The 26,083-nt window shown below is 67.7% G+C and carries 12 protein-coding genes; 8 read left to right on the forward strand and 4 right to left on the reverse strand.

Features of this window, described 5'->3' with window-relative positions:
- Positions 1-133: 133 nt before the first annotated feature.
- From AC07VH_RS00705 to AC07VH_RS00720, 4 genes are all read right to left on the reverse strand, one after another.
- Complete coding sequence (locus AC07VH_RS00705; RefSeq protein ID WP_494786414.1) at positions 134-2,908, reverse strand: TonB-dependent receptor; 2,775 nt, start codon at positions 2,906-2,908, stop codon at positions 134-136.
- Positions 2,909-3,285: 377 nt separating this feature from the next.
- On the reverse strand, positions 3,286-4,329 hold the full coding sequence (locus AC07VH_RS00710) for a serine hydrolase domain-containing protein (RefSeq protein WP_494786415.1): 1,044 nt from the start codon (positions 4,327-4,329) through the stop codon (positions 3,286-3,288).
- Entirely contained in the window at positions 4,320-5,123 is an 804-nt protein-coding gene (locus tag AC07VH_RS00715) for an alpha/beta fold hydrolase (protein WP_494786416.1), read from the reverse strand. Before AC07VH_RS00715 ends, AC07VH_RS00710 begins: the two co-directional genes overlap by 10 nt.
- Entirely contained in the window at positions 5,120-6,136 is a 1,017-nt protein-coding gene (locus AC07VH_RS00720; RefSeq protein ID WP_494786417.1) for a M14 family zinc carboxypeptidase, read from the reverse strand. The genes AC07VH_RS00715 and AC07VH_RS00720 overlap by 4 nt, the downstream gene beginning before the upstream one ends.
- 209 nt (positions 6,137-6,345) lie before the next feature.
- On the opposite strand from AC07VH_RS00720, the gene AC07VH_RS00725 reads away from it, so the two are divergent.
- The 8 genes from AC07VH_RS00725 to paoC all read left to right on the forward strand — a co-directional run bounded on the left by AC07VH_RS00725 (position 6,346) and on the right by paoC (position 26,044).
- Positions 6,346-7,086: a hypothetical protein gene (locus AC07VH_RS00725; protein WP_494786418.1), complete on the forward strand. Its 741-nt coding sequence runs from the start codon at positions 6,346-6,348 to the stop codon at positions 7,084-7,086.
- Entirely contained in the window at positions 7,083-7,658 is a 576-nt protein-coding gene (locus AC07VH_RS00730) for an RNA polymerase sigma factor (RefSeq protein WP_230521842.1), read from the forward strand. Before AC07VH_RS00725 ends, AC07VH_RS00730 begins: the two co-directional genes overlap by 4 nt.
- Before the next feature lie 8 nt (positions 7,659-7,666).
- Positions 7,667-8,641 (forward strand): FecR family protein, encoded by a 975-nt coding sequence (locus AC07VH_RS00735; RefSeq protein WP_494786419.1) that lies wholly within the window; start codon positions 7,667-7,669, stop codon positions 8,639-8,641.
- Positions 8,642-8,794: 153 nt separating this feature from the next.
- The gene (locus AC07VH_RS00740; RefSeq protein WP_494786420.1) at positions 8,795-21,433 is read left to right on the forward strand and encodes a filamentous hemagglutinin family protein; all 12,639 of its coding nucleotides are present in this window, start codon (positions 8,795-8,797) and stop codon (positions 21,431-21,433) included.
- Positions 21,430-22,152 carry an RNA polymerase sigma factor gene (locus tag AC07VH_RS00745; RefSeq protein ID WP_494786421.1) on the forward strand — a complete coding sequence of 241 codons (723 nt, stop codon included), beginning with the start codon at positions 21,430-21,432 and terminating at the stop codon, positions 22,150-22,152. Before AC07VH_RS00740 ends, AC07VH_RS00745 begins: the two co-directional genes overlap by 4 nt.
- A gap of 76 nt (positions 22,153-22,228) precedes the next feature.
- Entirely contained in the window at positions 22,229-22,885 is a 657-nt protein-coding gene (gene paoA, locus AC07VH_RS00750) for an aldehyde dehydrogenase iron-sulfur subunit PaoA (RefSeq protein WP_494786422.1), read from the forward strand.
- Positions 22,882-23,841: an FAD binding domain-containing protein gene (locus tag AC07VH_RS00755; protein ID WP_494786423.1), complete on the forward strand. Its 960-nt coding sequence runs from the start codon at positions 22,882-22,884 to the stop codon at positions 23,839-23,841. The genes paoA and AC07VH_RS00755 overlap by 4 nt, the downstream gene beginning before the upstream one ends.
- Before the next feature lie 4 nt (positions 23,842-23,845).
- On the forward strand, positions 23,846-26,044 hold the full coding sequence (gene paoC / locus AC07VH_RS00760; RefSeq protein WP_494786424.1) for an aldehyde oxidoreductase molybdenum-binding subunit PaoC: 2,199 nt from the start codon (positions 23,846-23,848) through the stop codon (positions 26,042-26,044).
- Positions 26,045-26,083 lie beyond the last annotated feature (39 nt).

The following is a 26,083-nucleotide window of genomic DNA, read 5'->3' on the forward strand; positions in this document are numbered from 1 at the left end:
AAGGCGAGTAGGGTAAGAGTGGGGGTGTATTTCACTTATATCTCCATCATGAATGGGACAGCGCTCTGGCTAATCAGAGTACATATGGCAAGCAGGGCCGCGCCAGAGAAGCTGGCACGGCTTGATCCTTGGCTTACTTGAAGGCGTAATCGGCAGTCAATTGGAAGTAGCGTCCCATTGATCCATGCAGGCCAGAAATGAAGTTATTGCCATAATGCGGATAGAATGGCGGTTTCCGGTCAAAGGCATTGCGCACCGCAAAACTCAGCTTGGTGTTCTTGACGCCGGAGTAGCTGCCCCCCAGATTGAAGACGGTGAACGAGGCAATGCCCTTGCACAAGGCGGGATAGCCTTCTGTTGCCAGTTTGCATGGTTCGGTGCGGTCTTCAAAAGAAGACATCTTGCCGATAAATTCCACGTCGGCCGACAGGTTGTAGGCGGCTTTTCTCCAGCCCAGGCCCAGATTTCCCTGCACGGTAGGCGTTCCCGCGACACCGGCATACTGGATCAGTTCTTCATTTGCCGATGGCGCTGTCCTGAACGAGTAGGTATGGCTCAGGTTCAGTTGCGGATGCAGGGTGCCGTATTCGCCGAGGTTGAGCCTGCCCACCATCTTCAAGTCCAGGCCGCGTACTTGCGTCATTGCCACGTTGGTCAGAAGCATGGTGATGGATTTGACTTGGCCTGCGGTGGCCCCGGCCAGTTGGTCGTCAGCCGTAAGCGGTTCACGCACGATGGCCACGGCAGGATTGTTGGCGTAGCGTGCCGGGTCAGCGAGCACCTTCGACAGGGCCAGGGTGGAAATTTCATTATTGCGCTCAATCTGCCACACATCGAGCGTCGTCAGGAACGAGCTGCTGGGTTCCCAGGCGATGCCCAAGGTGAGGTTTTTCGCCGTCTCCGGTTTGAGATCCTTGTTGGCGCCGCTGCGATATGGAGAGTTGCTATCGCAGCCCAGGGTAAATCTGGCATTGCAGCGGGCCGTATCCTTGTACGACAAATAGGCATTGCGTACATCGGTCGAGTTTTCTACCAGCGTGGGCGCGCGGAAGCCTTTCGCATACGTGCCGCGTACCAGGAACGCTGGCGTGACCGACCATTTCAAGCCCACCTTTGGCGTCGTCGAGCTGCCATAGTCCGAGTAACGGTCATGCCTTGCCGCCAGGCCGGCTTCCAGATTTTTCAGCAGTGGAATGGTGGCCTCGCCATACACGGAAGAGACATGGCGGTTGTTCGAGATGCCAGGGGGCGATTGTGCCTGATGATAGAGCTCATTGGCAATGGCGCGGGCGTCGGGCGAGGTGGTCAGCGATTCGCGCCGGAATTCCGTCCCCAGTGCCACACCCACGGCGCCCGCGGGCAGCGTGAACAATTCGCCGGAGATCTTGGCATCGATTTGCGCCAGGGACGATTTGAATGTGCTGTCGGCGCTGGTCGTTATCGTACGGAACAGCGCTTCGTTGGCGCTGCCGCCGCCAAAGATAAAGCGTCCATCGTGGTAGGCACTGATGAAGGGCGTGGTGAGGATCGCGCTACTGTTGTGCGATTGGACTTTGCTGCCAGTGAAAAGGATGGCTGTTTCCCAATCCCAGCTCTTGTAGTCGCCTTTGGCGCCTGCCAGGTAACGGCTGAAATCGGTTGTATTCTTCATGCCCTGGGAAGGGAAGTCACGCAATGATGCACGCACGCGTACCGTGCCATTGCCACCGGCCAGGGTCTTGCCGTCAGGGCCGATCAGTTCTTTCGGGTATTGCGGATGGGTAATGGGCAGGTCGAGAGTGGGCTGGTTATTTTGCCCGGCAAGCCAGTGCGGTATGCCGGTCACGGTTGCCGTATTCCGGTTCAACATCAACTCGCCGAATACGGTGGTGCTGGCGTTTGCCTGCCAGGTAATCCTGCTGATCAGGCCGATGCGGTCCGTCTTGCCGCCAGCGTTGATGGTGCTATCCTTCAAATTGTCGAAGACGCAGGCCTGCCCCATTGCATTTTTTTCCAGAATCCCCGACGCCGGCACCAGACGGTCCGCCGGACATTGACTGTCCAAGGTGCGCATCACATACCGGCCAGTCGCCTTGTCGGTCCAGAAAAGGTTGCCAGGGTAGGTGTAGAGCGTGCGGTTATCCTTGTAGCCCCAGGCGCGCAAATCTTCCGTGCCCAGGTACGCGTCGCGCTTGTGCAGATACGCTTCCTTACGCGTGCGCACATCGAGTGTGGCATAGGCATTGAAGTGGTCCTTGACCAGGCTGCCTTTGCCGAAGGTGATGTTGGCGCGCTGCGTTTCGCCATCGCTGCGGCTGGACTGGCCCAGCGAAGCGCTCAGTTCCAGTCCTTCGTAACTGCTGCGCAGGATGATGTTGATCACACCGGCTATCGCTTCGGAACCGTAGATCGCCGAGGCGCCATCCTTCAGGATTTCAATGCGCTCGACGGCACCGACGGGGATGGAGTTGATGTCGACAAAGGTGGTCTGGAAGTCCGGTTGCGCGTACGCCGCCAGCCGGCGGCCGTTGATCAGCATCAAGGTCGCCTGGCTGCCGAGGCCGCGCAGGTTCATGCCGGCGGCACCGGCCGTGAAACCGTTGGTCTTGTTTTCATTGACGCCCCCCATATTTGCTGAAATCGTGCGCAGCACCTCGTTGAGGGACGTGGCGCCGCCGCGCGTCAGTTCTTCGCGCGTGATGATCTGCACGGGAGAGGCTGATTCCAGTTCGATGCGCCGCACGTTCGAGCCCGTGACATAGACCTTCTGCGTGGAGGCTTTGTCCGCCGCGTCCGTCGCGTCCGCCTGGATGGCGGGAACATCCGCACCTGCTTGCTGCGCCTGTACCTGCCCCGCGATGCTGAAACCGGCGGCTGTCGCCATTGCGAGCCGGACCAGTACGACGAGTTTTTTTTCGTTGAGTAACATTGCACCCTCTTTGGTTATAGGTAATTGTTGTGGTAGCCAATAACGCGACTTGCCGCCTAGCCATTCCGCTGCCTGGTATGGCACCGGTGTGGCTTGATGCATCAGCGGCTAGCGCTCATCGAAATATTGTATTTTTCCCAATGGGCGACTTCAAATATACCGAGCGGGAAAGGGAGGAAAAATAGGACTGGTCTTAAAGCACATCGCTAAATTCTTAATACAACAAGGACCTGCTGGAGCGCCGGATAGGGTAGTAAACCGCTGGATGGGGGGGTGTCAGGAAAGGGGGAGGGGCGTGCTGTCGCGCTGGCTCAGGCACGGCTGCGGATTTCGGCCGGCGATCCGGCCAGACGCCTGCGCGTGCGCCAGCCGCGGGTTCAGAGCCCGAAGGCGCAGCGCATGAAAGCGTGCCGCAGCGCGTTGATCCGGGCGGAATCGCGCGTGTAGTACAGCTTGTTCGTCAGCAGCACCGCATAGCGGCCGCGCCGGGGGCTGAGCCACATGGCGGTACCGGTGAACCCCTGATGGCACCAGACGTCATCGTGCGGCTCCGTGCCTGCCGCCGGGTGCCAGAACAGGCCGCGCGACGGGTTCAGGGAACCCGTTTGCACCGTCAGCGAATCACGCACCCAGCCGGCATCGAACACCTCGGCATGCCGCTCCTGCGCCAGCATTGCCTGCAGGAAGCGCTGCAGGTCGGGCACGTTGGAAAACAGCCCGGAAATGCCGCATACGCCGCCCAGCAGCCGCGTCGAAAAATCATGCGTCACGCCGGCAAGGTGGGCGCCCGCCTGTTCGCAATACTCGGTCGGCGCAACCAGCTGTCCGGAACGTGGCGCCAGCGGGCCGTAGCCCGTGGCGGCCATGCCCAGCGGCCGCAGCACATGCTGTTCCAGGGCCTGGTCCAGGGGCATGCCCAGCAGCCGTTCGATGACCAGGCCGAGGATCAGGGCCGCGCGGTCCGTGTAGTCGACCGCCTGGCCTGGTATGCCTTCCAGCGGCTCGCGCAGCACGCCGCGCACGATATCGTCGTACACCTCGCCATAGCTGGCGCGCAGGCGGGCGCGCAGCGGCAGGCCGGCCGTATGCGTGAGCAGCTGGAAAATCGTGACGGGCGCCAGCGCGTATCCTACCGTGCCGGGCAGCACCTCGGCCAGCCGGCTGTCCAGGGCCAGGCGTTCCTGCTTCAGCAGCCGGCCCGTCAGCGCCCAGACGCTGACGATCTTGGTCAGCGACGCGATGTCGAACAGGGTGTCGAGCTGCATCGCGGCGCTGGCTGGCTCGGGCGTGAGCCGCCCGGCCGCGCCCGCCACGCCGTGATCGACGGTGCCCACGGCCCAGGCCGCGCCCGGGAAAATCCGCTCCTGCACGCCGGCCTCTACCAGCGCTGCCAGCTGGTCAGTATGGTTGCTTATATGCATATTGATTGTGCTGTGTTTATCTTGTTATCGTCTGCCTCTGTCACCCCCAGCCAGCGCGCCACCGACCGCGCCACCCATTCGCCTTCGTCGAGCGGCAAGTCGTGCCCGGCCTCGCCGTGGATCAGGCAATCGGCTTGCCAGGCGCGCGCCAGGCGCTGCGAGCAGCGGTGGTCGACCAGCCGGTCTTGCGCGCCGGCCATCACCAGCACGGGCATGGGCGGGCGGATTGCCGGGGCGCGGTAGCGGGCGGCCGACAGCAACTGGCGCAGCGCATTGCGCCGGCTGACCGGGTATTCCTGCTGGTAACTGAGCCAGTCGGCCAGCAGCGCGGGGTTGCCGCCCGCATGCCGGCGGCTCGTCAGGCGCAAGATCAGACTTTCCTGGCTGCGCTGGTCGCCGGCCAGCAGCTGGCGCAGCAGGGTGCCGAAGTTTTGCCAGCGCAGGCGCCGGTAAAACGGACTGAACGGCCGCATGCTGGTGTTGATGAGCACGCAGCGGGCGATTTCCTGCGGATAGCGGTGACCCCATTCGACGGCCACCATGCCGCCCAGGGACAGGGCCAGCAAGTGGTATGGCGCGGGGATGCCGCGCGCCAGCAAGTGCTGGCGGAAGTCTTCCACCATGACGGCCACGCGGGTGGCGCTGTCTTCGTCGTGGCGCGTGCCGTTGCCGGGCAGGTCGGGCGTGACGATGCGGGCGCCGGGCAGGGCGCGCGCCAGGGTGGCGGGGAAGCTGCCCCAGTGGCGCTGTTCGCGCATCAGGCCGCGCAATAAAATCCAGGTGGGCGTCGTCATGATTCGTACCATTGCGCCAGGGCGCGCCGGCGCTGCGCCTTGCGCAGCAAGCCTTCCGGCATCCAGCGGCCGTGGCTGCTGGCGGCGCGCATGAGGAAATCGAACCACACCAGGTGCCGCCGCAGCACGCGCTGCAAGCGGTGCGCGGCCGTGGGGTTGAAGATGCTGACCCGGTTGAACAGCTGGCGCGGATTTTTCTTGACCCACAGCCACGAGCCCATTTCCAGGGTAAGGGGCAGGAACACGCGGCCCGTGTAGCTGGTGCCGTTCAGGTACAGATAGTCCCACAGGTCGCCATGCGTGCGGTATTGCCGGCTTTGCGGCTCGAACACATAGTTGTGGTTGGGGTAGCTCTGGCTGAACAGCTCTTCCAGCGCGCCGATCTCGGCCAGGTGTTCGATCGGCACCTTGGTGTGGGCGTGCGGAAACCAGATGCGGTCGCGCAAGCCGAAGCCGGAATGGCAATCGAGGGCGATGCTGAACTGGCGCGACAGCAATTCGCGCCCGACGAGATCGCACACGGCCTGGCTTTCCCGCTCCATCGGGCCGTCCGCCGCGCCCCGGTACCAGGGCAGGCGGGGGCTGTAGCGCTGACCGCCCAGCATGAAGGGCACTTTTTCGCGCGCGCTCAGCGGCGCGTTGCGCATCAGGTCCACTCCCTGCGGATTGCAGCGCGTGGCTTGCCACATGCCGCCCGGATTGACCAGCGGCATGAAGACGAGGCGCATGGTTTCCAGCTGCTGGTGCAGGGTGGCGTCCCAGCGCAGGCGCGCGACCAGGCTTTCCAGGAAAGAGAGCAGTACCTGCGTGCCGATGCGTTCGAGGCCGTGGATGCCGCCGAAAAAGCCCAGCACGGGTACGTCGGGGCTGGGATTGCCCATGGCGATCGAATACACGGGAAATTCGCGCCCATCCATGGCGATGCTGCAGGGCGCGGCCACTTCCAGGTGGCTGCCGCCTTCGTCGATGAGGCGCTTCAGCATGACCAGCTCGGGCAGATTCTTTTCGATCATCAGGCGTCTGAAAGGGAAAGTGACAGCCAGTGTAGCCGAAATCCAGCCTGTTCCCGGCGTCCCGCATGACGAAATTTATTGGTGACAAGCATGTCACGAAGCCGTCATGTTTGCTGTGTAGTCTGTTGCAGTTGACGCAAGGATGCTTCATTTGAAACACCGTCCTGCGTCCTGTTTCCCTCCTCACACGATAGCGACAAGAGAGCGATATGACAGGCAGCCCGGCATCCGTCCATGTGCTTGCGCTGGCCGGATGCCTGGTGCTGCTGGGCTTCCTGGCCACGGTGGGGCCCGCGCGGGCGCAGCCGGCCGACGGCGCCGTGCTGCAGTTCGATATCGCCGCGCAACACCTCGGCGATGCGCTCGACCTGTACAGCCGCCGCACGGGCATCGCCGTGCTGATGGACCAGCGCTACGCGCGGCGCCAGTCGGCCGCCGTGCGCGGCCCCTATGCGGCGGGCGCGGCCCTGCAAGTCTTGCTGGAAGGAACGGGGCTGCAATCGCGCCTGTCCGACGCGCAAGCCGTCATCGTGTATGCCCCGGCCGCGGCTTCAGCCGCCGCCGCGGACCTGCCGCCTGCCGCCGTCGTGGCCGCCGTCGACATCCCGGGCGCCACGCAGGACGGCGGCGACCATGCGGCCTATGTGGGCCGGCTGCAGCACGTGCTGCTGGGATTGCTGTGCCGCGCCGCGCAGACGCGCCCCGGCGGCTACCGCCTGGCGCTGCAGCTGTATCTGAACCGCGCCGGCGTGGTGGACCGCGTGCACCTGCTCGACAGCACGGGCTTGCGCGCGCGCGACACGGCGATCGCGCGCGTGGTGCTGGGCATGCGCGTGGGCGCGGCGCCGCTGCCGTCGATGCCGCAGCCCGTCTCCATCCTGCTGCTGCCGCAAGGGCCGGGCAGCGAAGCCGATTGCGCCGCCGGCGCGCAGGGAATCTCCGCGCCATGAGCATGCCCGACCTGCGCACCAAGCTCAAACGCCACCTCAGTTCGCGCTACGCCGTGCTGCGCTGGCGCCTCGAGCGCGTGGTCGGCTGCAAGCACCATGCGGCCGATGCGCTGCAGGAAACCTGGCTGCGCCTCGAAGCGATGGTGGCGCCCGGTCCCGCCGCCGCGCCCGTCCACAATCCCGACGCCTATTTGCTGCGCATGGCGGCCAATATCGCCACCGACGCCTACCGCCGCGACCGCATCATCGTCACCGAGCGCGAACGCGAAGAGCTGATGCACATGGCCGACGAGGCCGGCGACGACATCAGCGACCCGGCCCGCATCGTCTCGGCGCGGCTCGACGTGCAGGCGCTCGACGCGGCCCTGGCGGGCCTGTCGCCGCGCCGCCGCGCCATCCTGACGGCGGCGCGCATCGACGGCATGCTCAATGCGGAGATCGCCGAGCGCTTCGGCATTTCCGTGGCGATGGTGAAGAAAGAATTGCAGGCCGCCATGCAACACTGTAAAACGTGCATGGCCGACGCCGATGCGGCCCAGCGCAGCGATGTGTCGGGCCGCCGTAAATATTGATGAATCCCATGACCGCTCCCGACCGCGATCCACGCGACCTAGTTGAACATGACGACACTGCCATCGGCCGGGAAGCCGCCGCCTGGTGGGCACGCTTGCGTGCCGACGATTTCACGCAGGCCGACGCCGACGCCTTGCGCGCCTGGTGCGCGCGCAGCCCCGCGCATGCGCGCGCCTGGCGCGAACTCAGGCAGGTGTGGCAGGCGCTCGACCCCGCCTTGACCCGCGCCGCCGCCGCGCCGCCGCAGGCGAACGTGCTGGCGTTTCCCCTCCGTCCCGGGCGGCGCGCCTTCCTCGGCGGCGCGCTGGCGGCCGGCGTGGCCGTGCTGGCCCTGCGTCCGCCGCTGAGCGCCTGGCCATCCTTGCAGGAATTGAATGCCGACTACCGCACGGGCACGGGCGAACAGCGGCAACTGGCCCTGTCGCGGCAGATGACGGTGCAGATGAATACGCAGACGCGCATCGATGTGCGGGCGCCGGAAGCGATCGAACTGCTGGGCGGCGAAGCGGAAATCCTCGCCAGCGGCGCGCGCCAGCCCGTGTCGGTGCTGGCGGGCGCGGGGCGTTTATTGGCGCAGTCGGCCCGCTTCAATGTGCGCCACACGGACGACGCCGTCTGCGTCACCTGCCTGGCGGGCGCCGTGGAGGTGGTCTGGCAGCAGCGGCGCCTGACTCTCGATGCGGGGCAGCAGCTGGTCTACGACGAGCGGGACGTGCAGGCGGCCACGGCCGCGCCGGCCGAGGAGGCCAGCGCCTGGCGCACGGGCGCGCTGTCATTCGCCGGCAAGCCGCTGTCCCAGGTGGTCGATGAAATCAACCGCTACCGGCCCGGCCGCGTGCTGCTGCGCAATGCCGAACTGGGCCGCCGCCTCGTGCGCATGCGCTTTTCCATCCGCCAGATGGATGGCGCGCTGGCGATGATACGCGACTTGACGGGCGCGCAAATGACCAGCCTGCCAGGCGGCATCGTCTTGCTGAGCTGATTTCAGCGGTTGCCGGATGCCCCGGCGGCAGGCGAATCCAAATATTTTTTCAAAAACATTATCCCTTCCGCCGCCCAGCTACGTCATGGAGGCATGGACGCCTGCGCTACCGCCAGGCTCCGTTCCCTACTCTCTAGCCAGGAAACCATTGCCATGACCAAGCTTCACACTGCCCAGCGCCCAGTCCCGACCGTCGACACGGGCGCGCAGCGGTCCTCCACGCTGGGCAGCCGCTTGCGGCTCACGCCGCTCGCTTACGCACTGACCACCATGCTGATGGCGGGCGCATTTACCACGCCGGCGCGGGCGCAGCAGGCGTTCAGCGGCGGCTGGTTCGCGGCCAAGGGGGCGAACCAGAATACGGCGGCCAGCTCGGGCCGCCTGCCGAATGGCCAGCCGCTGCCGCTGGGCAGCCGCCCCGAGGGCCAGCAACAGCAGGCCAATCAGCAGTTGCAGCGTTCGCTCAACAACCTGAACCTGGCCGCGCGCGTCATCGCCGCGCAGCAAGCGGCCCAGGCGCAGGCGCGCCAGGCGGCCGCCGGCGTGTCTGGCGCACCCGATGGTCTCGTGAAAGGTGGCTTGCAGGTCGACACCAACAGCTTGACGGCCGGCTGGCTCAACGCCCAGGCGCCCGTGCAGACGGTGGCGGCGGGAAAGACGGCTGTGGTGGTGCAGCAGACGGCGGACAAGGCCATCCTGAACTGGGAAACGTTTAACGTCGGCAAGGATACGACATTGACGTTCCAGCAACAGAAGGATTGGGCCGTGCTGAACCGTGTCAACGATCCGCAAGCCCGTCCCAGCCAGATCCAGGGCCAGATCAAGGCCGACGGCACGCTGCTGCTGGTCAACCGTAACGGCATCGTGTTTAGCGGCACGAGCCAGGTCGACACGCGCAGCCTGGTGGCGGCCGCGGCCCGCATCAGCGACGCGCAATTCCAGAAAAACGGCATCTACAGCCCCGGCACGGCCGGCGCCACGACTTTTACGGACGCGGGCGGCAAGGTGCAGGTGCAGGCGGGCGCGCGCCTTGCCAGCAATGCGCCCAAGGGCAGCACGGAAGGCGGCGGTTACGTGATGCTGCTGGGCAAGGAGGTGCACCAGGCAGGCGAGATCGCCACGCCCAAGGGCCAGGCCCTGCTGGCCGCCGGCGACAGTTTTACCATTAAGAAAGGCGTGGGCACGGATGGCAATCCGCTGTCGACCACGCGCGGCAGCGAAGTCACGCCGCAGTTCGCGGCCGGCAGCACGGCGGGCAAGGTCGTCAACACGGGCCTGATCCAGGCGCGCGAAGGCGACGTCACGCTGGCCGGACGCGACGTGCGCCAGGAAGGCGTGGTGCTGGCCACGACGACGACAGCCACGCGTGGCACCATCCACCTGAACGCCCTGGGCAGCGACGCGGCCGTCACCGTGGGACGGGGCGCCACCACGGCCATCGTCATCGAGGACGACGGCAAGACGACGGCGCTCGACAGCCAGCGCGACGCCATGCGCGGCCCGGCCGTGACGGCGACGGAAAATATCGTTGCCGTCAACGACCGCCGCGACCAGTCGCGCATCGAGATCGGCAGCGCCGGCACGGTGGAATTCATGGGCGACTCACTGACCCTGGCCACGGGCGGCCAGATCGCCGTCAACGCCGCCAGCCGCAGCCTGCTGCGCGACGGCGCCCAGCTCGACGTCTCCGGCGCCGTGGGCGTCAAGGTGGCCATGGCGGCGAACAATGTCGAGATCAACGTGCAGGGCAACGAGCAGCGCGACGCGCCCGTCAACCGCGACGGCAAGGCTTTGCTCAACAGCAGTATCTGGGTCGACCGCCGCAAGCTGGTGTTCGTACCGAAGGGCACGAACGGCTACGACAGCGACCGCTGGTACACGGCCGGCGGCTTGCTGGAAGTGGCCGGCTACCTGGGCACGCAGGGCCATTCCGTCAGCGAGTGGATGGCGCAGGGCGGCACGGTGAGCTTCGGCGGCAAGGATGTCGTCACGCAGCTTGGCTCCAGCATCAACCTGTCGGGCGGCACCCTGGACGTGCAGACGGGCGCGCTGCGCCAGACGTGGCTCAAAGGCGTGGACGGCAAGCTGCATGAGGCGGGCAGCGCGCCGGCCGACTTGCCGTACGCGGGCGTGTACAAGGGCTACGAGGAAGAACATGCGCGCTGGGGCAAGGATGCCAGCGCGTTCTACGCCAATCCATTGATCGCCGCGCAACAGCGGCTGGAAAACGGCTACACGGTGGGCCGCGACGCGGGCAAGCTGGTGGTCGCCACCGGTTCGGCCGTGCTGGAAGGGGGCATCGCGGGCGACGTCTTCCAGGGCGAGCGCCAGAGCCAGGCGCCGCAGGCCCTGCTCGACGGCTACCAGCAGTCGCAGCTGGCCGCAGCGCAGCGGGGGCAGCTGATCGTCGGCCAGTACCAGCCCATGTTCGACAAGCGCACGGGCGTGCTGCAGCATGCGCTGTCGGCCGTCATGGACGAGGTGCGCCTGACGCGCGTGCAGGACGGCATCGCCGCCGGCCTCGACGTGACAGGCGTGCTGGCTTCAGAGCGCCAGGGCAAGCTGCTGCTCGACACGGGCTTGCTGAATCAGCAAGGGCTGGGCGCCATCCGCCTCGCCGCGAAAGGCGCGATCACCGTCGACAGCGCGCTGCAGGTGGGCGACGGCGGCAACATCACCCTGTTCGGCAAGGACGTGGCCATCAATGCCAGCCTGCGCAGCCATGGCGGCAGCATTGCGGCCGGTAATGTGCTGAACCAGGTCGGCGCGCTGGGCATGAACGATACGTTCGTCAACCCGGGCGGGGCCGTGGGCAAGCTGGTGCTGGCCGATGGCGTGAGCCTCGATACCAGCGGCTTGCTGGTCAATGTGCTGCGCGATCCGCTGGCCGCCGCCGGTCTGCCGTATATCAATGGCGGCAGTGTGTCGCTGCGGGCGAACGGCGACGTGCGCATCGGCAGCGGCAGCCTGATCGACGCCGGCTCGGGCGCGGCCATCCTGTCGCAGGCGAAACAGCAGGGCGGCAAGGGCGGCAACGTGACCCTGGCCAGTTATGGAACGACATCGGACCTGGTGCTGGGCGAGGGCGCGCAGCTGCGCGGCCATGGCGTGCAAGGCGGCGGCAAGCTGGAATTGCAGGCGAACAAGATCGTCATTGGCGACATTGAAAAACCCGGGGCCGGCGCCCTGCACTTGGGCGGCGACTTTTTTGAGCAGGGTTTTTCCAGCTACAGCCTGGTCGGCAAGCAAGGCTTGACGGTCGCAGACGGCACCCAGGTGGACGTGCGCATGCCCTTGCTGCGCGTAGTGGACAATGAAAGATTGGCCCTGTGGACGCCGGAACAGGTCACGGAAAACGCGCTCAAGGGTACCCTGACCCAGCGCAAGGGCGCCAGCCTGGCCCTGCAGGTGGGCGATATCCAGTCCGGCGCGGCTGACATGGCCAGCGCCGAGCTGCTGATAGGCAAGGGCGCCGTGGTGAGCGTCGATGCGGGCCAGTCCATCAAGCTGGCCGGCGTGGGCCAGCTGACGGTGGACGGGCGCCTGAACGCGTGGGGCGGCAAGATCAGCCTCGGCGGCGTGGGCGTCGACGTGAACGTCTCCGAAGCGGTGGAGGCGGCCGGCCATGGCCGTTCCATCTGGATAGGCGAAAACGCCGTGCTCGACGTCGCGTCGCGCGCCGTCACGGCCACGGACGCGCAGGGCCGGCGCTATGGCAAGGTGATCGATGGCGGCAGCATCGTCGTCGGCGGCGAGATCGACCATGCGCAGGGCAGCACGTCGGCCGCCAGCCTGTTCGTCGTCGTGCGCGATGGCGCCGTATTGGATGCTTCCGGTGCGCACGCCGTGCTGGACGTGAACGGCGCGGCCGTCGACGTGGCCAGCGCGGGCGGCAGCATCGCGCTGGCGTCGAACAACGGTTTGTACCTCGATGGCCAGCTGCTGGCCAAGGCGGGCGGCGCGGGCGCGGCGGGCGGCAGCCTGTCCGTGGCCACGGGCACGCCCGTCTACCTGAAAACGCTGGCGACGGACAAGGTGCTGCAGGGGCGCCAGTTGGCGTTGACGCAGCACAAAGTTGCCAGCGACCTGGCCGACGGCGTGCATGCGCGGGATGCGGCGCAGGACGGGCCGCAGGCGCTGCAGTACGGCCATGGCCGCTACTCGGTGGAGCAAGTGGAGGCGGGCGGCTTCGGCAACCTGGCCCTGCTGGGCGCCGCCTCCTTCGATGGCGACGTGTCGCTGACGCTGCAGCAAAGCTTCCAGCTGTATGGCGCGCCCGTGCTGGCGCCAGGCAGCAAGCCCGGCGCGAAGGTCGGCATCGCGGCGCCGTACGTGCGCCTGGCCAGCGTCAAGCCGACAGGACGCGACTACTATGTCACGCCGGGCACGGCGGGCCAGTCGCCGATGGCCGGCCAGGTCAGCATAGCTGGCGACCTGATCGACGTGCGCGGCCTGGTCGACATTCGGTCGGACGACGTGCGTTTGACGAGCCGCGGCGACCTGCGCTTCCTGCTGTCGCCGCTGGGCTGGGATGGCAATCAGGCGACGACGGTGCTGTCCACGCCGGGCGACATGACCCTCGCTGCGGCCCAGCTGTACCCGGAAACGGGCGCCGGCGCCGCCGTGCGCGCCGGCTATGGCATCGTCGACGGCAAGCTTGGCTATGACCCTACGCGCAGCCTGAACATTACTCGCAGCACGGCTGACGTGCCGGCCATGCCGTATTCCGCCTTCGGCTCGCTGGAACTGGCGGCCGCGCATATCGAGCAGGGCGGCGTCGTGCGCGCGCCGCTGGGGCGCTTGGCGGTTGGCGCGGCCGGCTATGACAACGACAGGAGCCTGACCGTTAACTTGTTGCCAAGTAGTATCACCTCCGTCAGCGGCGCCGGCCTCGTCATGCCGTATGGCGGTACCGTCGATGGCCAGACCTGGAACGTCAACGGCAAGCCGGCAGCCTTGATGGGCGTGGGCGGCATCAATGCGCAGGGCGGCCTGCGCAACGGCGTGGAATTGGCGGGCGCGGCCGTGGACGTGCGGCCGGGCGCGCTGCTCGACCTGTCCGGCGGCGGCGAACTGACGGGCGCCGGCTTCATCGCCGGGCGCGGCGGCTCGACCGACGCGCGCTACCATCCGCTGGCGCAGGTGGGAACGAACGGCGGCTTTGTCCTGCCGGGCCTGGCAACGAATCCCGTGTACGCCATCGTGCCGGGCGTGCAGGCGCGGCAGGCGCCCGCCGGCGGAGAAAAGGCGGCGTCCGATCCGGCCATCGGCCGGCAGGTGACGCTGGGCAGCGGCGTGCCTGGCCTGGCCGCCGGCACCTACACCCTGATGCCGTCGACCTATGCCTTGCTGCCGGGTGCTTTCCGCGTGGAGCTGAACGGCCTGGCGGGCCAGGGCGGTGCCGGCACGCTGGCGCAGCCGCTGCGCAACGGTTCCTGGACCGCGCCGGGCACCCTGTCGATCGCCGGCACGGACATCCGCGCGCCGCTGGCCAGCCAGCTGATACTCACGCCGGCCAAAGTCCTGCGCAGCTATTCCCAGTACAACGAGACCGGCTATGCCGCATTCGCGCTGGCCGATGCGCAAACGCGGGGCATCCCCCGCGCACTGCTGCCGTCCGATGCGAAAACGCTCAAGCTGACCCTGCTCCAGGACGGCGGCCTGGACACCTTCCAGTTCAAGGGCACCGGTAAATTTGGCGCCGCCGAGGGCGGCTATGGCGGCACCGTGATACTGATGTCGAGCAATACCGCCAACGGCGATATTGAAATTCTCGCCGACGGCGCGCCCGCCACCAGCGGCGCCGGGCTGGTCAGCGTGCGCGCCTCCAGCCTGAACAATATAGGCGCTGCCCGCATGATGCTGGGCAATGCACCATCGGTGGAATATGGCCAGGCTGGCAACTACGTGAACTTCGGCGCCAACTCGGCCCGCGCCATCTACCTGCGCGCGGGGGCCGTCCTGTCGGCGCCCGAGGTGTTCCTCGTCGCCCAGGACCCCAGTAGTTATCTGCTGGGCGATGGCTTGATCGATATCGCCGCCGGTGCCGGCATCAGCACCCTGGGCAAGGGCAAGGCCGCGTATGACGCCAACGACGGCTTCATCTACAAGAAGGGCCGCGCGGACGTGCACATGCTGGCGGCCTCGAACGGCTTGCTCAACGTGGCGCCGGCCAGCGGCACGGCGCGCGGCGGCATCCGCATCGGCGTGTGCGACGACGCCTGCACCGACCAAGGAACAGCGAGCCTGTACTCGGAAGGCACCTTGCTGCTGTCGACGAACGGCAGTTTCGCGCTGGACGACACGGCCCGCTACGGCACGCGCAACCTGAGCCTGGCCGTGGGCGCCATCAACATGGGCAGCGGCGAGGCGCTGGCGGCGGCCCAGGCCAACGGCACCCGTTCCAGCGGCCTGACCATGAACCAGGGCGTGCTGGAACGCCTGCTGCGCGGCGATACCGGCACGGGCGCGCCGGCCCTGCAGGCGCTGATGCTGAGCGCGGCCGACAGCGTCAATTTCTATGGCGACGTGGTGCTCGATACCTATGACAAGGGCACGGGGAAATCCACGCTGGAGCGCCTGGTGCTGACCACGCCGGCCATGTATGGCCAGGGCGGCGCCGATACCGTGGCGACCATCCGCACGGCCAACCTGATCTGGGGCGGCGCCCTGTCGCCGGCCGGCAATGTGATCGCGCATGGCGCCGGCACGGGCAGCGGCACCCTGAACCTGGAAGCGCAGCGCATCGATTTCGGCTTCGGCCCGTTCACGCAGCCGGCCGGCGTCGCCTCGTTCGACCGCCTGGCGCTGGGTTTTGGCAACGTCAACCTGAAGGCGTCGGGCCAGGTGACGGCCAACCACAAGGGCAGCCTGTCCGTCTACCAGGCGCAGGGCGCGTATGAAACGGGCAAGGGTTTCCAGTACAGCGGCGGCAACCTCAACATCAGCACGCCGCTGCTGACGGGCGACGCCGGTTCCGCCCACAGCTACACGGCGGGCGGCGCGCTGACGGTAGCGGCCCCGGCCGGTACGGCGCCAGCCGCGCCCGTCAAGAATACCGATGGACTGGGCGCCCAGCTGGCCTTGAACGGCGACAGCGTGAGCGTGGCGACGGCCGTGGTGTTGCCTAGCGGCAAGTTGACGATCAGCGCCCAGCGCGACATCACCGTGGCCGACGGCGCGCGCATCGACATGGCGGGCCGCAAGAGCACCTTTTTCGACGTGGACAAATACAGCTGGGGCGGCGACGTGACGCTGGACAGCCGCGCCGGCGATATCCGCGCAGCTAGCGGTGCCGTGATCGACGTGTCGGCCGTGAACAACCGCGCCGGCAGCTTGAAGGCCGTGGCCCTCGATGGCGCGGCCGGCATGGTCGATTTGCAAGGCAAGTTACTGGGCGGCGCCAGCGGCAGCTACGACGCGGGCGGCACCATGGTCCCGTACAAGAAGGGCAGCGTGGACGTGCGCGCGCAGACGCTGGGCGCGGGCGGCACGCCGGACAGCCAGTTTGCGTTGCTGAACGGGCGTTTGAATGAAGGCGGCGTGACGGGCGGACGCAGTTTCCAGCTGAAGCAGGGCGACTTGACCATCGGCAATGAACTCAAGGCGGGCGAGGTACAGGTGGCCCTCGACAACGGCAAGCTGTCCGTTGCCGGCACCGTCGATGCCAGCGGCGAGCGCGTGGGCAGCATCCGCCTGGCCGGCAAGCATGGATTGACTTTGGCCGGCAATGCCGTGCTCGATGCGCATGGCACGGTCTTGCGCGTCGACAGCTATGGCAAGATCATCGACAGCCCGAACCGGGCCACGGTGGAACTGAACGCGGGCGAAGGCGTACTCGACCTGGCTGGCGGTGCGCAGATCGACGTGCGCCACGGCACGACGGCCGTGGCCGGCAAGGGCAAGGGCGAACACGACGGCGCCGCGCGCGGCACCGTGGAATTGAGCGCGCCGCGCCTGGGCAGCGGCGGCGTTCGCACGGATATTGATGCGGCCACCTTCGGCGACATCGCCATTGCGGCCGGCGGCGGTTTGACGATACGCGGCGCGAAATCGATCGCCGTCAACGCCATGCAGCGCTATGACGATGCGGCCTACGCCACGGATCTGTCGGCCAGCGGCCGCCCCTACCAGGTGATCGACCAGGCATATCTCGACAGCAAGCATGCGGACAGCACGGCTTTCATCGACGCGGCGCTGGCCAACACGAACTTGCGCAACATCAAGCTGGCGGGCTTGAACACGGCCGCGTATGCCGATGCGCTGCACTTGCGTCCCGGCGTCGATATCGTCAGCAAGACGCCAGACGGCGACCTGGTGGTGCGGGGCGACCTGGATCTGTCGGGCATGCGCTACGCCAGCCTGAACCCGCGCTTTCACGCAACAAATGTGCGCGGTTCGGGCGAGGTGGGCAGCCTGCTGCTGCGCGCCGGCGGCGATTTGAGCATCTATGGCAGCATCAACGACGGCTTCGCGCCGCCGCCCGCCACCCAGGATGACAAGGGCTGGATCTTGCTGCCGGGGCGCGACATCAACGGCAGCGACGTCATCGTGCCGGGCAAGGGCGTGACCGTGGCCGATGGCACCTTGTTCCCGGGAGGCATCGCGCTTAACTACGACTTGCCCGTCAAGGGTTTCAATCTGCTCGCCGACACGCGCCTGCCCGTGGCCGCGACGCTGGACCAGGCCGTCACCGTGCCGGCCGGCACGGTGCTGGCGGCCGCCGTGCGCGACGGCGCCGGCAATATCGTCCACGCGGCCGGCACCGTGCTGGCCACGGCGCAGACCTTGACAGCCGGCATGCGCCTCGACGCGGGCAGCGTACTGAAGCAATCGGTGATGGTGCGCGCCATGACCTGGCCCAAGGGCGTGCCACTGCCTGGCGTGGCGGGCGAACGCTCGGTGTTTGCACTGAATGGCAACCTGGCGCTGGCCGTGGGGTCGCTGATCCCGTCCGGCACCGACGTCAAGCTGATGCCCAATGTGGATTCAATCCAGCTGCGTCCGGACGTGGCGGGCAGCCAGGGCAAGCTGTGGGCCGTCGCGCCCATGCTGGCCGAAGGCTCGCAAGCGTGGGGCATGCGCCTGGTGGCCGGCGCCGACCTGGACGGGGCCGACACGCGCGGCGTGCAGGCGCACCCAAGCCACGGCACCCTGCGCCTGGCCGACAGCCACTACGGCATGTACGGCATCCTGATCCCGCCGAAGGGCGTTCAGTACTGGACCAAGGAAGCGCAGGAGCTGGGCGAGCGGGAAGGCATCGTCGGCATCGTGGCGGGCGAACCCATCACCGAGGAATTCATCAGCCAGTTCGGTCAGACTGTGGCGGAATTTTGCGCCGGCGACCCGAGCATGTGCGTGTTGAAGGTGGCCTATGTGTGGACCAAGGCAGGCGCGGAAGAGTTCGCCGACCCGAGCGTCAAGGCGGGCGACCTGCTCGACCCTGTGGCGCTGCAGTGGCCGACCATTTGCGAGGAAAACCCCACCTGGTGCGGCACGTCGAACCCCACGTTTGACTACAAGGCGAGCAGCCTGCGCTACAGCGTGCTGCGCACGGGCACGGGCGACCTGGACCTGGTCAGCGGCGGCAGCCTGCGCATGGACAGCCTGTATGGCGTGTACACGGCCGGCATGTCGTCCGCGCCGACGGCGGCCGGCGACCCGTACAACCTGCCGCGTGCGCGCAATGCCGACGGCAAGGTGCTGGGCAACTCCGACGGCGCGCATGAACGCCTGGTCGACGGCGGCGCCGACAGCATCTACCGCGCCTGGTATCCGGAGCAGGGGGGCAATCTGCTGCTGAAGGTAGCGGGCGACCTGAGCGGCTCGCTGATCGACGCGGCCAGTTCCATCAACCTGCGTCCCGTTCCCGTGGATGGTATGGCCGATTCGGTGGCAGTGGGCAACTGGCTGTGGCGCCAGGGCAGCGGCGGCGTGGCCACGGGCGGCGCGCCCCAGCCGACAGCGTGGTGGATCAATTTCGGCAGCTATGTGGGCCGCGGTACGCTGGCCGATACCGTGCTGGGCTTTACAGGCTTCGGCACCTTGGGCGGCGGCAATGTGCGCGCCGAGGTGGCGGGCGACGCGGGCGCGCTGGCCCCGCTGACGGGCAGTTCGTATAACGGCAGCATCAACCCGCGTTCGCAGGGTTTGCTGCTGGCCGTGGGCGGCACGGGACGCGTGCTGGCCGATGGTAGCCTGCTGCAGACGGGCGGCGGCGACCTGGAGCTGCGCGTGGGCGGCGCCCTGAATCCCGCCGGCAAGGCCGGTGGCAACCACCTGAACGGCGCGCTGGTCGACTTGCGTGGCCATGCGGAAACGTCGGCCGCGCAGCTGGGCAGCGTGGAACTGGAATACGGCACGCGCTCCACCGATCACGTGCCGCTGGAAACGCGCGCCTACGATGCCTTCCGCGCCACGCGCGCCACGGCCCGGGGCGGCATGACCCTGGTGCCAGGTGACGCCACGTTCAGCGTGGCGACGCTGGGCGACCTGGTGCTGCAGGATGTGGCCGATCCCGGCCGCGTGACCGCGTTCAATGCCACGCCGTTCACCGGCGCGGCCGGTGAGCAGGGCTACGGCTACAGCTGGTTCAGCCTGTGGACGCCGCGCACGGCGCTCGACCTCTACTCCGCCGGCGGCAACATGACGCCGCTGTCGGCGTCCGTCGGCACGGATACCGATCTGGCCACCGTCTATCCGTCCATCGTGCGGGCCGCGGCCGCAAATGGCAGCTTGTACTACGGCAAGACCATCACGGATTGGGGTGCTGCATCCGCGTATGGCCCGCCGCTGCTGCTGGCGCCGTCTCCCAATGCCCAGCTGCAATGGCTGGCTGGCGATTCCATCTACGCGGGCGGTTTTGCCGTCAGCCAGTCCGGCGCCGCCGCCGACAGCATGGCGACGCCGTTCAAGCCAGGCTTCACGGGCTGGGATATCCGGCCGAATGAGACCAATCCCCTGGCCACGAATGTCTCGAGCACGGGGACGCCAGCGGCGAAATGGAACTTCCCGCTGTTTGCCTTCGGTCCCGATTCCTCGGCCGGCCCCGCCAACAGCGGCACGCAGACGGCCCGCATCTATGCCGTCACGGGCGACCTGGTGGGCGTAAACAGCGGGCGTATCCTCGCGTTTCATGACGCCAGGCATGCGGGCATCACTTGGTATGAGGGTGGCCAACCCGTGTGGATGAAGGCGGGCCGCGATATCGTCGGCAGCGGCACGGCGCAGCTGGAAGCCAGTAACGGCAGCGCCAGCAACAGCGACATGAGCTTCAGGAATATCAGCAACCTGTTCGTGCACAACAATGCGTTTGACGTCTCCGTGGTTTCGGCCGGGCGCGATATCCTGAACAGCTCCTTCAACGTGGCCGGCCCCGGCACGCTCGACATCAGCGCCGGACGCAACATATTGATGCAGGACAAGGGCAGCGTCGTCAGCCTCGGTCCCGTCGTCGCCGGAGACAAACGCCCGGGCGCCGGCATCGCCATGCAGGCGGGCGTGGGCGCGGCCGGTCTCGACTACCTGCGCTTCGTCAAGCCGTATCTGGACCCGGCCAACGTGGCCCAGACGGGCGTGCCGCTGGCTGGCCAGGCTGGCAAGGTGGTGAAATCGTACGAGGGCGAACTGGCCACCTGGCTGGCCGAGCGTTATGCTTTCAAGGGCACGGCCGCCGAGGCGCAGGCCTTTTATCTGGCCTTGCCCGAGCCGCAGCAGCGCGTCTTTGCCCGCGACGTGTATTTCGCGGAGCTGAAGGCGGGCGGGCGCGAGTTCAACGATGCGGACAGCGCCCGCTACGGCAGCTTCCTGCGCAGCCGCAATGCCATCGCGGCCCTGGCGCCGGCCAAGGACGCCAGCGGCAAGGCCATCGATTATGCGGGCGACATCGTCATGTATCGCGGCCTGTACGCGGTGCGCAATGATGGCGAGCAGCGCTGGGACTATTTCCCCCGCAGCGGTTACGTGCACACCAACTTCGGCGGCGGCATCCAGCTGCTGACGCCGGGCGGCAAGCAGGTGTTCGGCATCGAGGGCGAGGCGCCGCCGTCGACCTCGGGCGTCATCACCAAGGGCGGCGGCAATATCGAGCTGTTCTCGCACGGCAGCATCCTGCTGGGCCAGAGCCGCGTCATGACGACGTTCGGCGGCGATATCCTCGGCTGGTCGTCGCAGGGCGACATCAACGCGGGCCGCGGTTCGAAGTCGACCATCATCTACACGCCGCCCAAGCGCGTGTATGACAACTGGGGCAACGTGACCCTGTCGTCCGACGTGCCGAGCACGGGCGCCGGCATCGCCACGCTGGCGCCGATCGCGGAAGTGCCGGCCGGCGACGTCGACCTGCTGGCGCCGCTGGGCACCATCGACGCGGGCGAGGCGGGCATCCGCGTCTCGGGCAGCGTCAACCTGGCCGCGCTGACGGTGGTGAACGCGGCGAACATCCAGGTCAAGGGCGAAGCGAAGGGCATGCCGACGGTGGCGTCCGTCAACGTGGCCGCCATGACGAACGCCAGCGCGGCCGCCACGCAGGCCACGGCCGCCGCGCAGGACGTGGTGCGGCGCGAGCGCGCCGCCACGCGCGCCGCGCAGCCGTCCGTGTTTACGGTGCGCGTGCTGGGTTTTGGCAACGACGCCCCGCCGGACAGCGCGCAAGCGGCGCCGCAGGAGGGCGCGCGCACCGAGGCGGCCGACTACAACCCGCGCAGCGCCGTGCGCGTGCTGGGCCTGGGCCCGCTGCCGGAATCGGCCACGCGCCAGCTGACGGCGCAGGAACGCAGCAGGTTGTCGCCATGATGGCCGGCATGCTTGGCATGGCCAACGCCTTGCCCTTGCGCATGGCGGGGATGGCCCCTTACCGGCCCGCCATCCGGCCCCGCCTGCAGGCGGCCAACGACGTGGCGCCCGTGCCGACGCCGGTGCCGGGGCAGGGCGCCCGGCTGCAGGCGGTGCTGGAGGGCCATTACGCGGCCCTGCACCGGCGCCTGGCGCGCCACCTCGGTTGCGCCGAGCTGGCCAGCGACAGCCTGCACGACGCCTGGCTGCGCCTGGGCGCGCTGGCGGCCGGGGACGGCGCGGCGCTGGCGCACAGCCCCGTCGCCTATGTGTTTCGCGTGGCGTGCAATGCGGCCATGGACAACCTGCGGCGCAACCGTGCCTGGCTGTATGCGGACGAGGGCGGTGGCGACGGCGCCGCCGGCCTGGTCGATTTCCTCGCCGATACGGCGGCCGGGCCGGAGCGCCTGGCCGAGCTGCAGGACGACGTGCGCCGCCTGGCGCAAGCCGTCGAGCTGCTGCCGCGGCGCCACCGGCAAGTGCTCGAAGCGCTGCGCGTGGACGAGCTGACCCGCCAGGAAGTGGCCGAGCGGCACGACATGTCGTTGCGCAACGTCGATACGGCCTTGCGCCAGGCGCTCGACCACTGCGCCCGCCACACGGGCTACGCGGCGCAGGGCGGCGTCGGCACGACCCGGCGCAGCTTGAGGCTGAACGTTCGTTCGCGTACAGACGCTTAGGCATCCGGCCGCCAGACTGCTGCTTCGGGCCTGCATGCGCCCGCCCAGCCAGTCCACAGCCAGGAGGAAGCGCGAGATGACAGAGTGTAATCACATCAATGCCGGCAGGCGCGGCTTGCTGATCGCCGGCGCGCTGTCGGCCACGGCGGTGGCCGTGCCCGGCGTGACGGGGGCAGCCGAAGCGGCCCATGGCGCGGCCCAATCCGGACAGGCGCCGCCCGTCCTGATGAAAGTCAGCCTCGACGTCAACGGCCGGCGCCACAGTCTGGAACTCGACACGCGCACCACCTTGCTCGACGCCTTGCGCGAACATTTGCACCTGACGGGGACCAAGAAGGGCTGCGACCACGGCCAGTGCGGCGCCTGCACCGTCCTGCTCGACGGCCAGCGCATCAATGCCTGTTTGACGCTTGCCGTGATGCATGACGGCGCGAAAGTCACCACCATCGAGGGGCTGGGCACGCCCGAGAAACTGCATCCGATGCAGGCCGCCTTCATCGCGCATGACGGTTACCAATGCGGCTACTGCACGCCGGGGCAGATCTGTTCGGCCGTCGCCGCGCTGGCAGAAATCCGCCAGGGCATTCCCAGCCACGTCAGCGTCGACCTGGATGCGCGCCCCTCGGTGACGCCGGAAGAATTGCGCGAGCGCATGAGCGGCAACCTGTGCCGCTGCGGCGCCTATTCCAACATCATCGAAGCCATCGCCGAGGTGGCGGGGAGGCCGGCATGAGAGTCTTCAGCTACCAGAAAGCCGCCACGCCGGCCGAAGCGGCGGCTGCCGCCTTGACTACGCCCGGCGCCCGTTTCATCGCCGGCGGCACGAATCTGCTCGATCTGATGAAGCTGGAGATCGAAACGCCCGCGCATTTGATCGACGTCAATGGCCTCGCGCTGGACAAGGTGGAGACGACGAAGGACGGCGGCTTGCGCATCGGTGCCCTCGTGCGCAACACGGCGCTGGCCGCGCACGCGACGGTCCGGCGCGACTACGCCGTGCTGTCGCGCGCCTTGCTGGCCGGCGCCTCGGCGCAATTGCGCAACAAGGCGACGACGGCCGGCAACCTGCTGCAGCGCACGCGCTGCGCGTATTTCTATGACACGAACCAGGCCTGCAACAAGCGCGTGCCGGGCAGCGGCTGCTCGGCCATAGCTGGCTTCAGCCGGCCGCTGGCGATCCTGGGCGGCAGCGAGGCGTGCATCGCCACGCACCCGAGCGACATGGCCGTCGCCATGCGCGTGCTCGACGCCGGCATCGACACGGTGCGGGCCGACGGCGGCACGCGCAGCATCCCCATCGCCGACTTTTACCGCTTGCCGGGCAGTACGCCGCAGCTGGAAACGGTGCTGCAGCCGGGTGAATTGATCACCAGCGTGACCTTGCCCCGGCCTGTCGGCGGCACGCACGTCTACCGCAAGGTGCGCGACCGCGCCTCGTATGCGTTCGCGCTGGTGTCTGTCGCGGCGATCATCTTGCCCGATGGCACCGGCAGGCTGGCTCTGGGCGGCGTCGCGCCGCAGCCGTGGCGGCTTGCCGCCGCCGAGCAGGCCATGCCCGCTGGCGCGGCCGCCGTCAGCGAACGCCTGCTGGCCGGCGCCAGGCCGACGGCCGATAACGGCTTCAAGCTGATCCTGGCGCAGCGCACCGTGGCGTCCGTCCTGGCGCAAGCACCAGCGAAGAAAGGCTAGGGCCATGAAATTCACGACACCTGCGACCACCAATCCCATCGACCAGCTGAAAGTCGTGGGCCGCCCCACGGACCGCATCGACGGCCCCCTGAAAACCACGGGCACGGCGCCGTACGCGTATGAACAGAACAAGGCCGCGCCGCACGCCGCCTATGGCCATGTCGTCGGCGCGGCCATCGCCAGGGGGCGCATCGCTTCCATCGACGCCAGCGCCGCGCGCCGCGCGCCCGGCGTGCTGGCCGTGGTGACGGCGGAGTCGGCGGGCAAGCTGGGCAAAGGCAAGATGAACACGGCGAAGCTGCTGGGCGGGCCGGACATCGAGCATTACCACCAGGCCATCGCGCTGGTGGTGGCGGAAACCTTCGAGCAAGCCCGCTCGGCCGCGCAGTTGCTCGACGTCAAGTATGTCGGGCAGCCGGGCGCCTTCGACCTGGCCAAGGCCAAGGGCAGCGCCGCCAAGCCGAAGGATGGCAAGCCCGACAGCAAGACGGGCAACTTCGCCGGCGCCTATGCCCATGCTCCCGTGCGGCTGGACGCGACCTACACGACGCCTGACCAGTCGCATGCCATGATGGAGCCGCACGCCTCGATTGCCGCCTGGGAGGGAGATCAATTGACGCTGTGGACGGCAAACCAGATGGTGGACTGGAGCCGGGGCGACCTGGCCCGCACTTTAGACATACCGAAAGACAAGGTGCGCATCGTCTCGCCGTATATCGGCGGCGGCTTCGGCGGCAAGCTGTTCGTGCGCGCCGAAGCGCTGTTGGCGGCGCTGGGGGCCCGGGCGGCGCAGCGTCCCGTCAAGGTCGCCCTGACGCGGCCCCTGATGTTCAACAACACGACGCACCGGCCCGCCACCATCCAGCGCCTGCGCCTCGGCGCCACGCGCGACGGCAAGATCACGGCCATCGGCCATGAATCGTGGTCGGGCGACCTGAAGGGCGGTCAGCCGGAAACGGCCGTGATGCAGACGCGGCTGCTGTATGCGGGCGCCAACCGCATGACGGCCATGCGCCTGGCCGTGCTCGATTTGCCGGAAGGCAACGCCATGCGCGCGCCGGGCGAGGCGCCGGGGCTGATGGCGCTGGAAATCGCCATGGACGAGCTGGCGGAGAAGTTGAAAATGGACCCCATCGTCTTGCGCATCCTGAACGACACCAAGGTAGACCCGGAAAAGCCGGGGCGGCCGTTTTCCCAGCGCCGCCTGATCGATTGCCTGCGCACGGGCGCCGTGGAATTCGGCTGGAAGGAGAGAGCAGCGCAGCCGGGCATGCGGCGCGACGGCCGCTGGCTGGTGGGCATGGGCGTGGCGGCCGCCTTCCGCAACAACCTCGTCATGCAGTCCGCCGCCCGCGTGCGCCTGGACGGCAAGGGCATCGTGACCGTGGAAACGGACATGACGGATATCGGCACGGGCAGCTATACCATCATCGCCCAGACGGCGGCGGAAATGCTGGGCGTGACCTTGAACCGGGTCGTCGTGCGCCTGGGCGACTCGGATTTCCCCGTTTCAGCCGGTTCGGGCGGGCAGTGGGGCGGCAACAGTGCCACGGCCGGCGTGTACGCGGCCTGCGTGCGCCTGCGCCAGGCCATCGCCGGCAAGCTGGGCTTCGATGAAAAGGAGGCGCGCTTTTCCGACGGCCAGGTGAGCCAGGGCGAGCGCAGCGTGCCGCTCGCGGCCGCCGCCTTTCATGGCGACGTCGTCGCGGAAGACCGCATGGAATACGGCGACCTCGACAAGAAATTCCAGCAATCGACGTTCGGCGCGCATTTCGTGGAAGTGGGCGTGGACGGCGACACGGGCGAAGTGCGCGTGCGCCGCATGCTGGCCGTGTGCGCGGCCGGCCGCATCCTGAACCCGAAAGCGGCGCGCAGCCAGGTGATCGGCGCCATGACCATGGGCGTGGGCGCGGCCCTGATGGAAGAACTCGTCGTTGACCGGCGGCGCGGCTTCTTCGTCAACCACGACCTGGCCGGCTACGAAGTGCCCGTGCACGCCGACATCCCGCACCAGGACGTCATTTTTCTCGACGAAACGGACCCCATGTCCTCGCCCATGAAGGCCAAGGGCGTGGGCGAGCTGGGCATCTGCGGCGTGGCGGCCGCCATCGCCAACGCCGTCTACAACGCGACGGGGGTGCGGGTGCGCGAGTATCCGCTCACCCTGGACAAGCTGCTGCGGGGGCTGCCCGCCATGAGCTAGCTTCGGCCTGGCGCGGCCGCGCGCGTGACAAAGCGTGTA

The sequence above is a fragment of the Janthinobacterium sp. GW821-FHT03C10 genome (genome assembly GCF_059420865.1).

What these genes read in the sequence shown, in the direction of transcription:
- AC07VH_RS00705 (WP_494786414.1), bottom strand. Translation starts at nt 2,908, where the DNA reads ATGTTACTCAACGAAAAAAAACTCGTCGTACTGGTCCGGCTCGCAATG.
- AC07VH_RS00710 (WP_494786415.1), bottom strand. Translation starts at nt 4,329, where the DNA reads ATGCATATAAGCAACCATACTGACCAGCTGGCAGCGCTGGTAGAGGCC.
- AC07VH_RS00715 (WP_494786416.1), bottom strand. Translation starts at nt 5,123, where the DNA reads ATGACGACGCCCACCTGGATTTTATTGCGCGGCCTGATGCGCGAACAG.
- AC07VH_RS00720 (WP_494786417.1), bottom strand. Translation starts at nt 6,136, where the DNA reads ATGATCGAAAAGAATCTGCCCGAGCTGGTCATGCTGAAGCGCCTCATC.
- AC07VH_RS00725 (WP_494786418.1), top strand. Translation starts at nt 6,346, where the DNA reads ATGACAGGCAGCCCGGCATCCGTCCATGTGCTTGCGCTGGCCGGATGC.
- AC07VH_RS00730 (WP_230521842.1), top strand. Translation starts at nt 7,083, where the DNA reads ATGAGCATGCCCGACCTGCGCACCAAGCTCAAACGCCACCTCAGTTCG.
- AC07VH_RS00735 (WP_494786419.1), top strand. Translation starts at nt 7,667, where the DNA reads ATGACCGCTCCCGACCGCGATCCACGCGACCTAGTTGAACATGACGAC.
- AC07VH_RS00740 (WP_494786420.1), top strand. Translation starts at nt 8,795, where the DNA reads ATGACCAAGCTTCACACTGCCCAGCGCCCAGTCCCGACCGTCGACACG.
- AC07VH_RS00745 (WP_494786421.1), top strand. Translation starts at nt 21,430, where the DNA reads ATGATGGCCGGCATGCTTGGCATGGCCAACGCCTTGCCCTTGCGCATG.
- paoA (WP_494786422.1), top strand. Translation starts at nt 22,229, where the DNA reads ATGACAGAGTGTAATCACATCAATGCCGGCAGGCGCGGCTTGCTGATC.
- AC07VH_RS00755 (WP_494786423.1), top strand. Translation starts at nt 22,882, where the DNA reads ATGAGAGTCTTCAGCTACCAGAAAGCCGCCACGCCGGCCGAAGCGGCG.
- paoC (WP_494786424.1), top strand. Translation starts at nt 23,846, where the DNA reads ATGAAATTCACGACACCTGCGACCACCAATCCCATCGACCAGCTGAAA.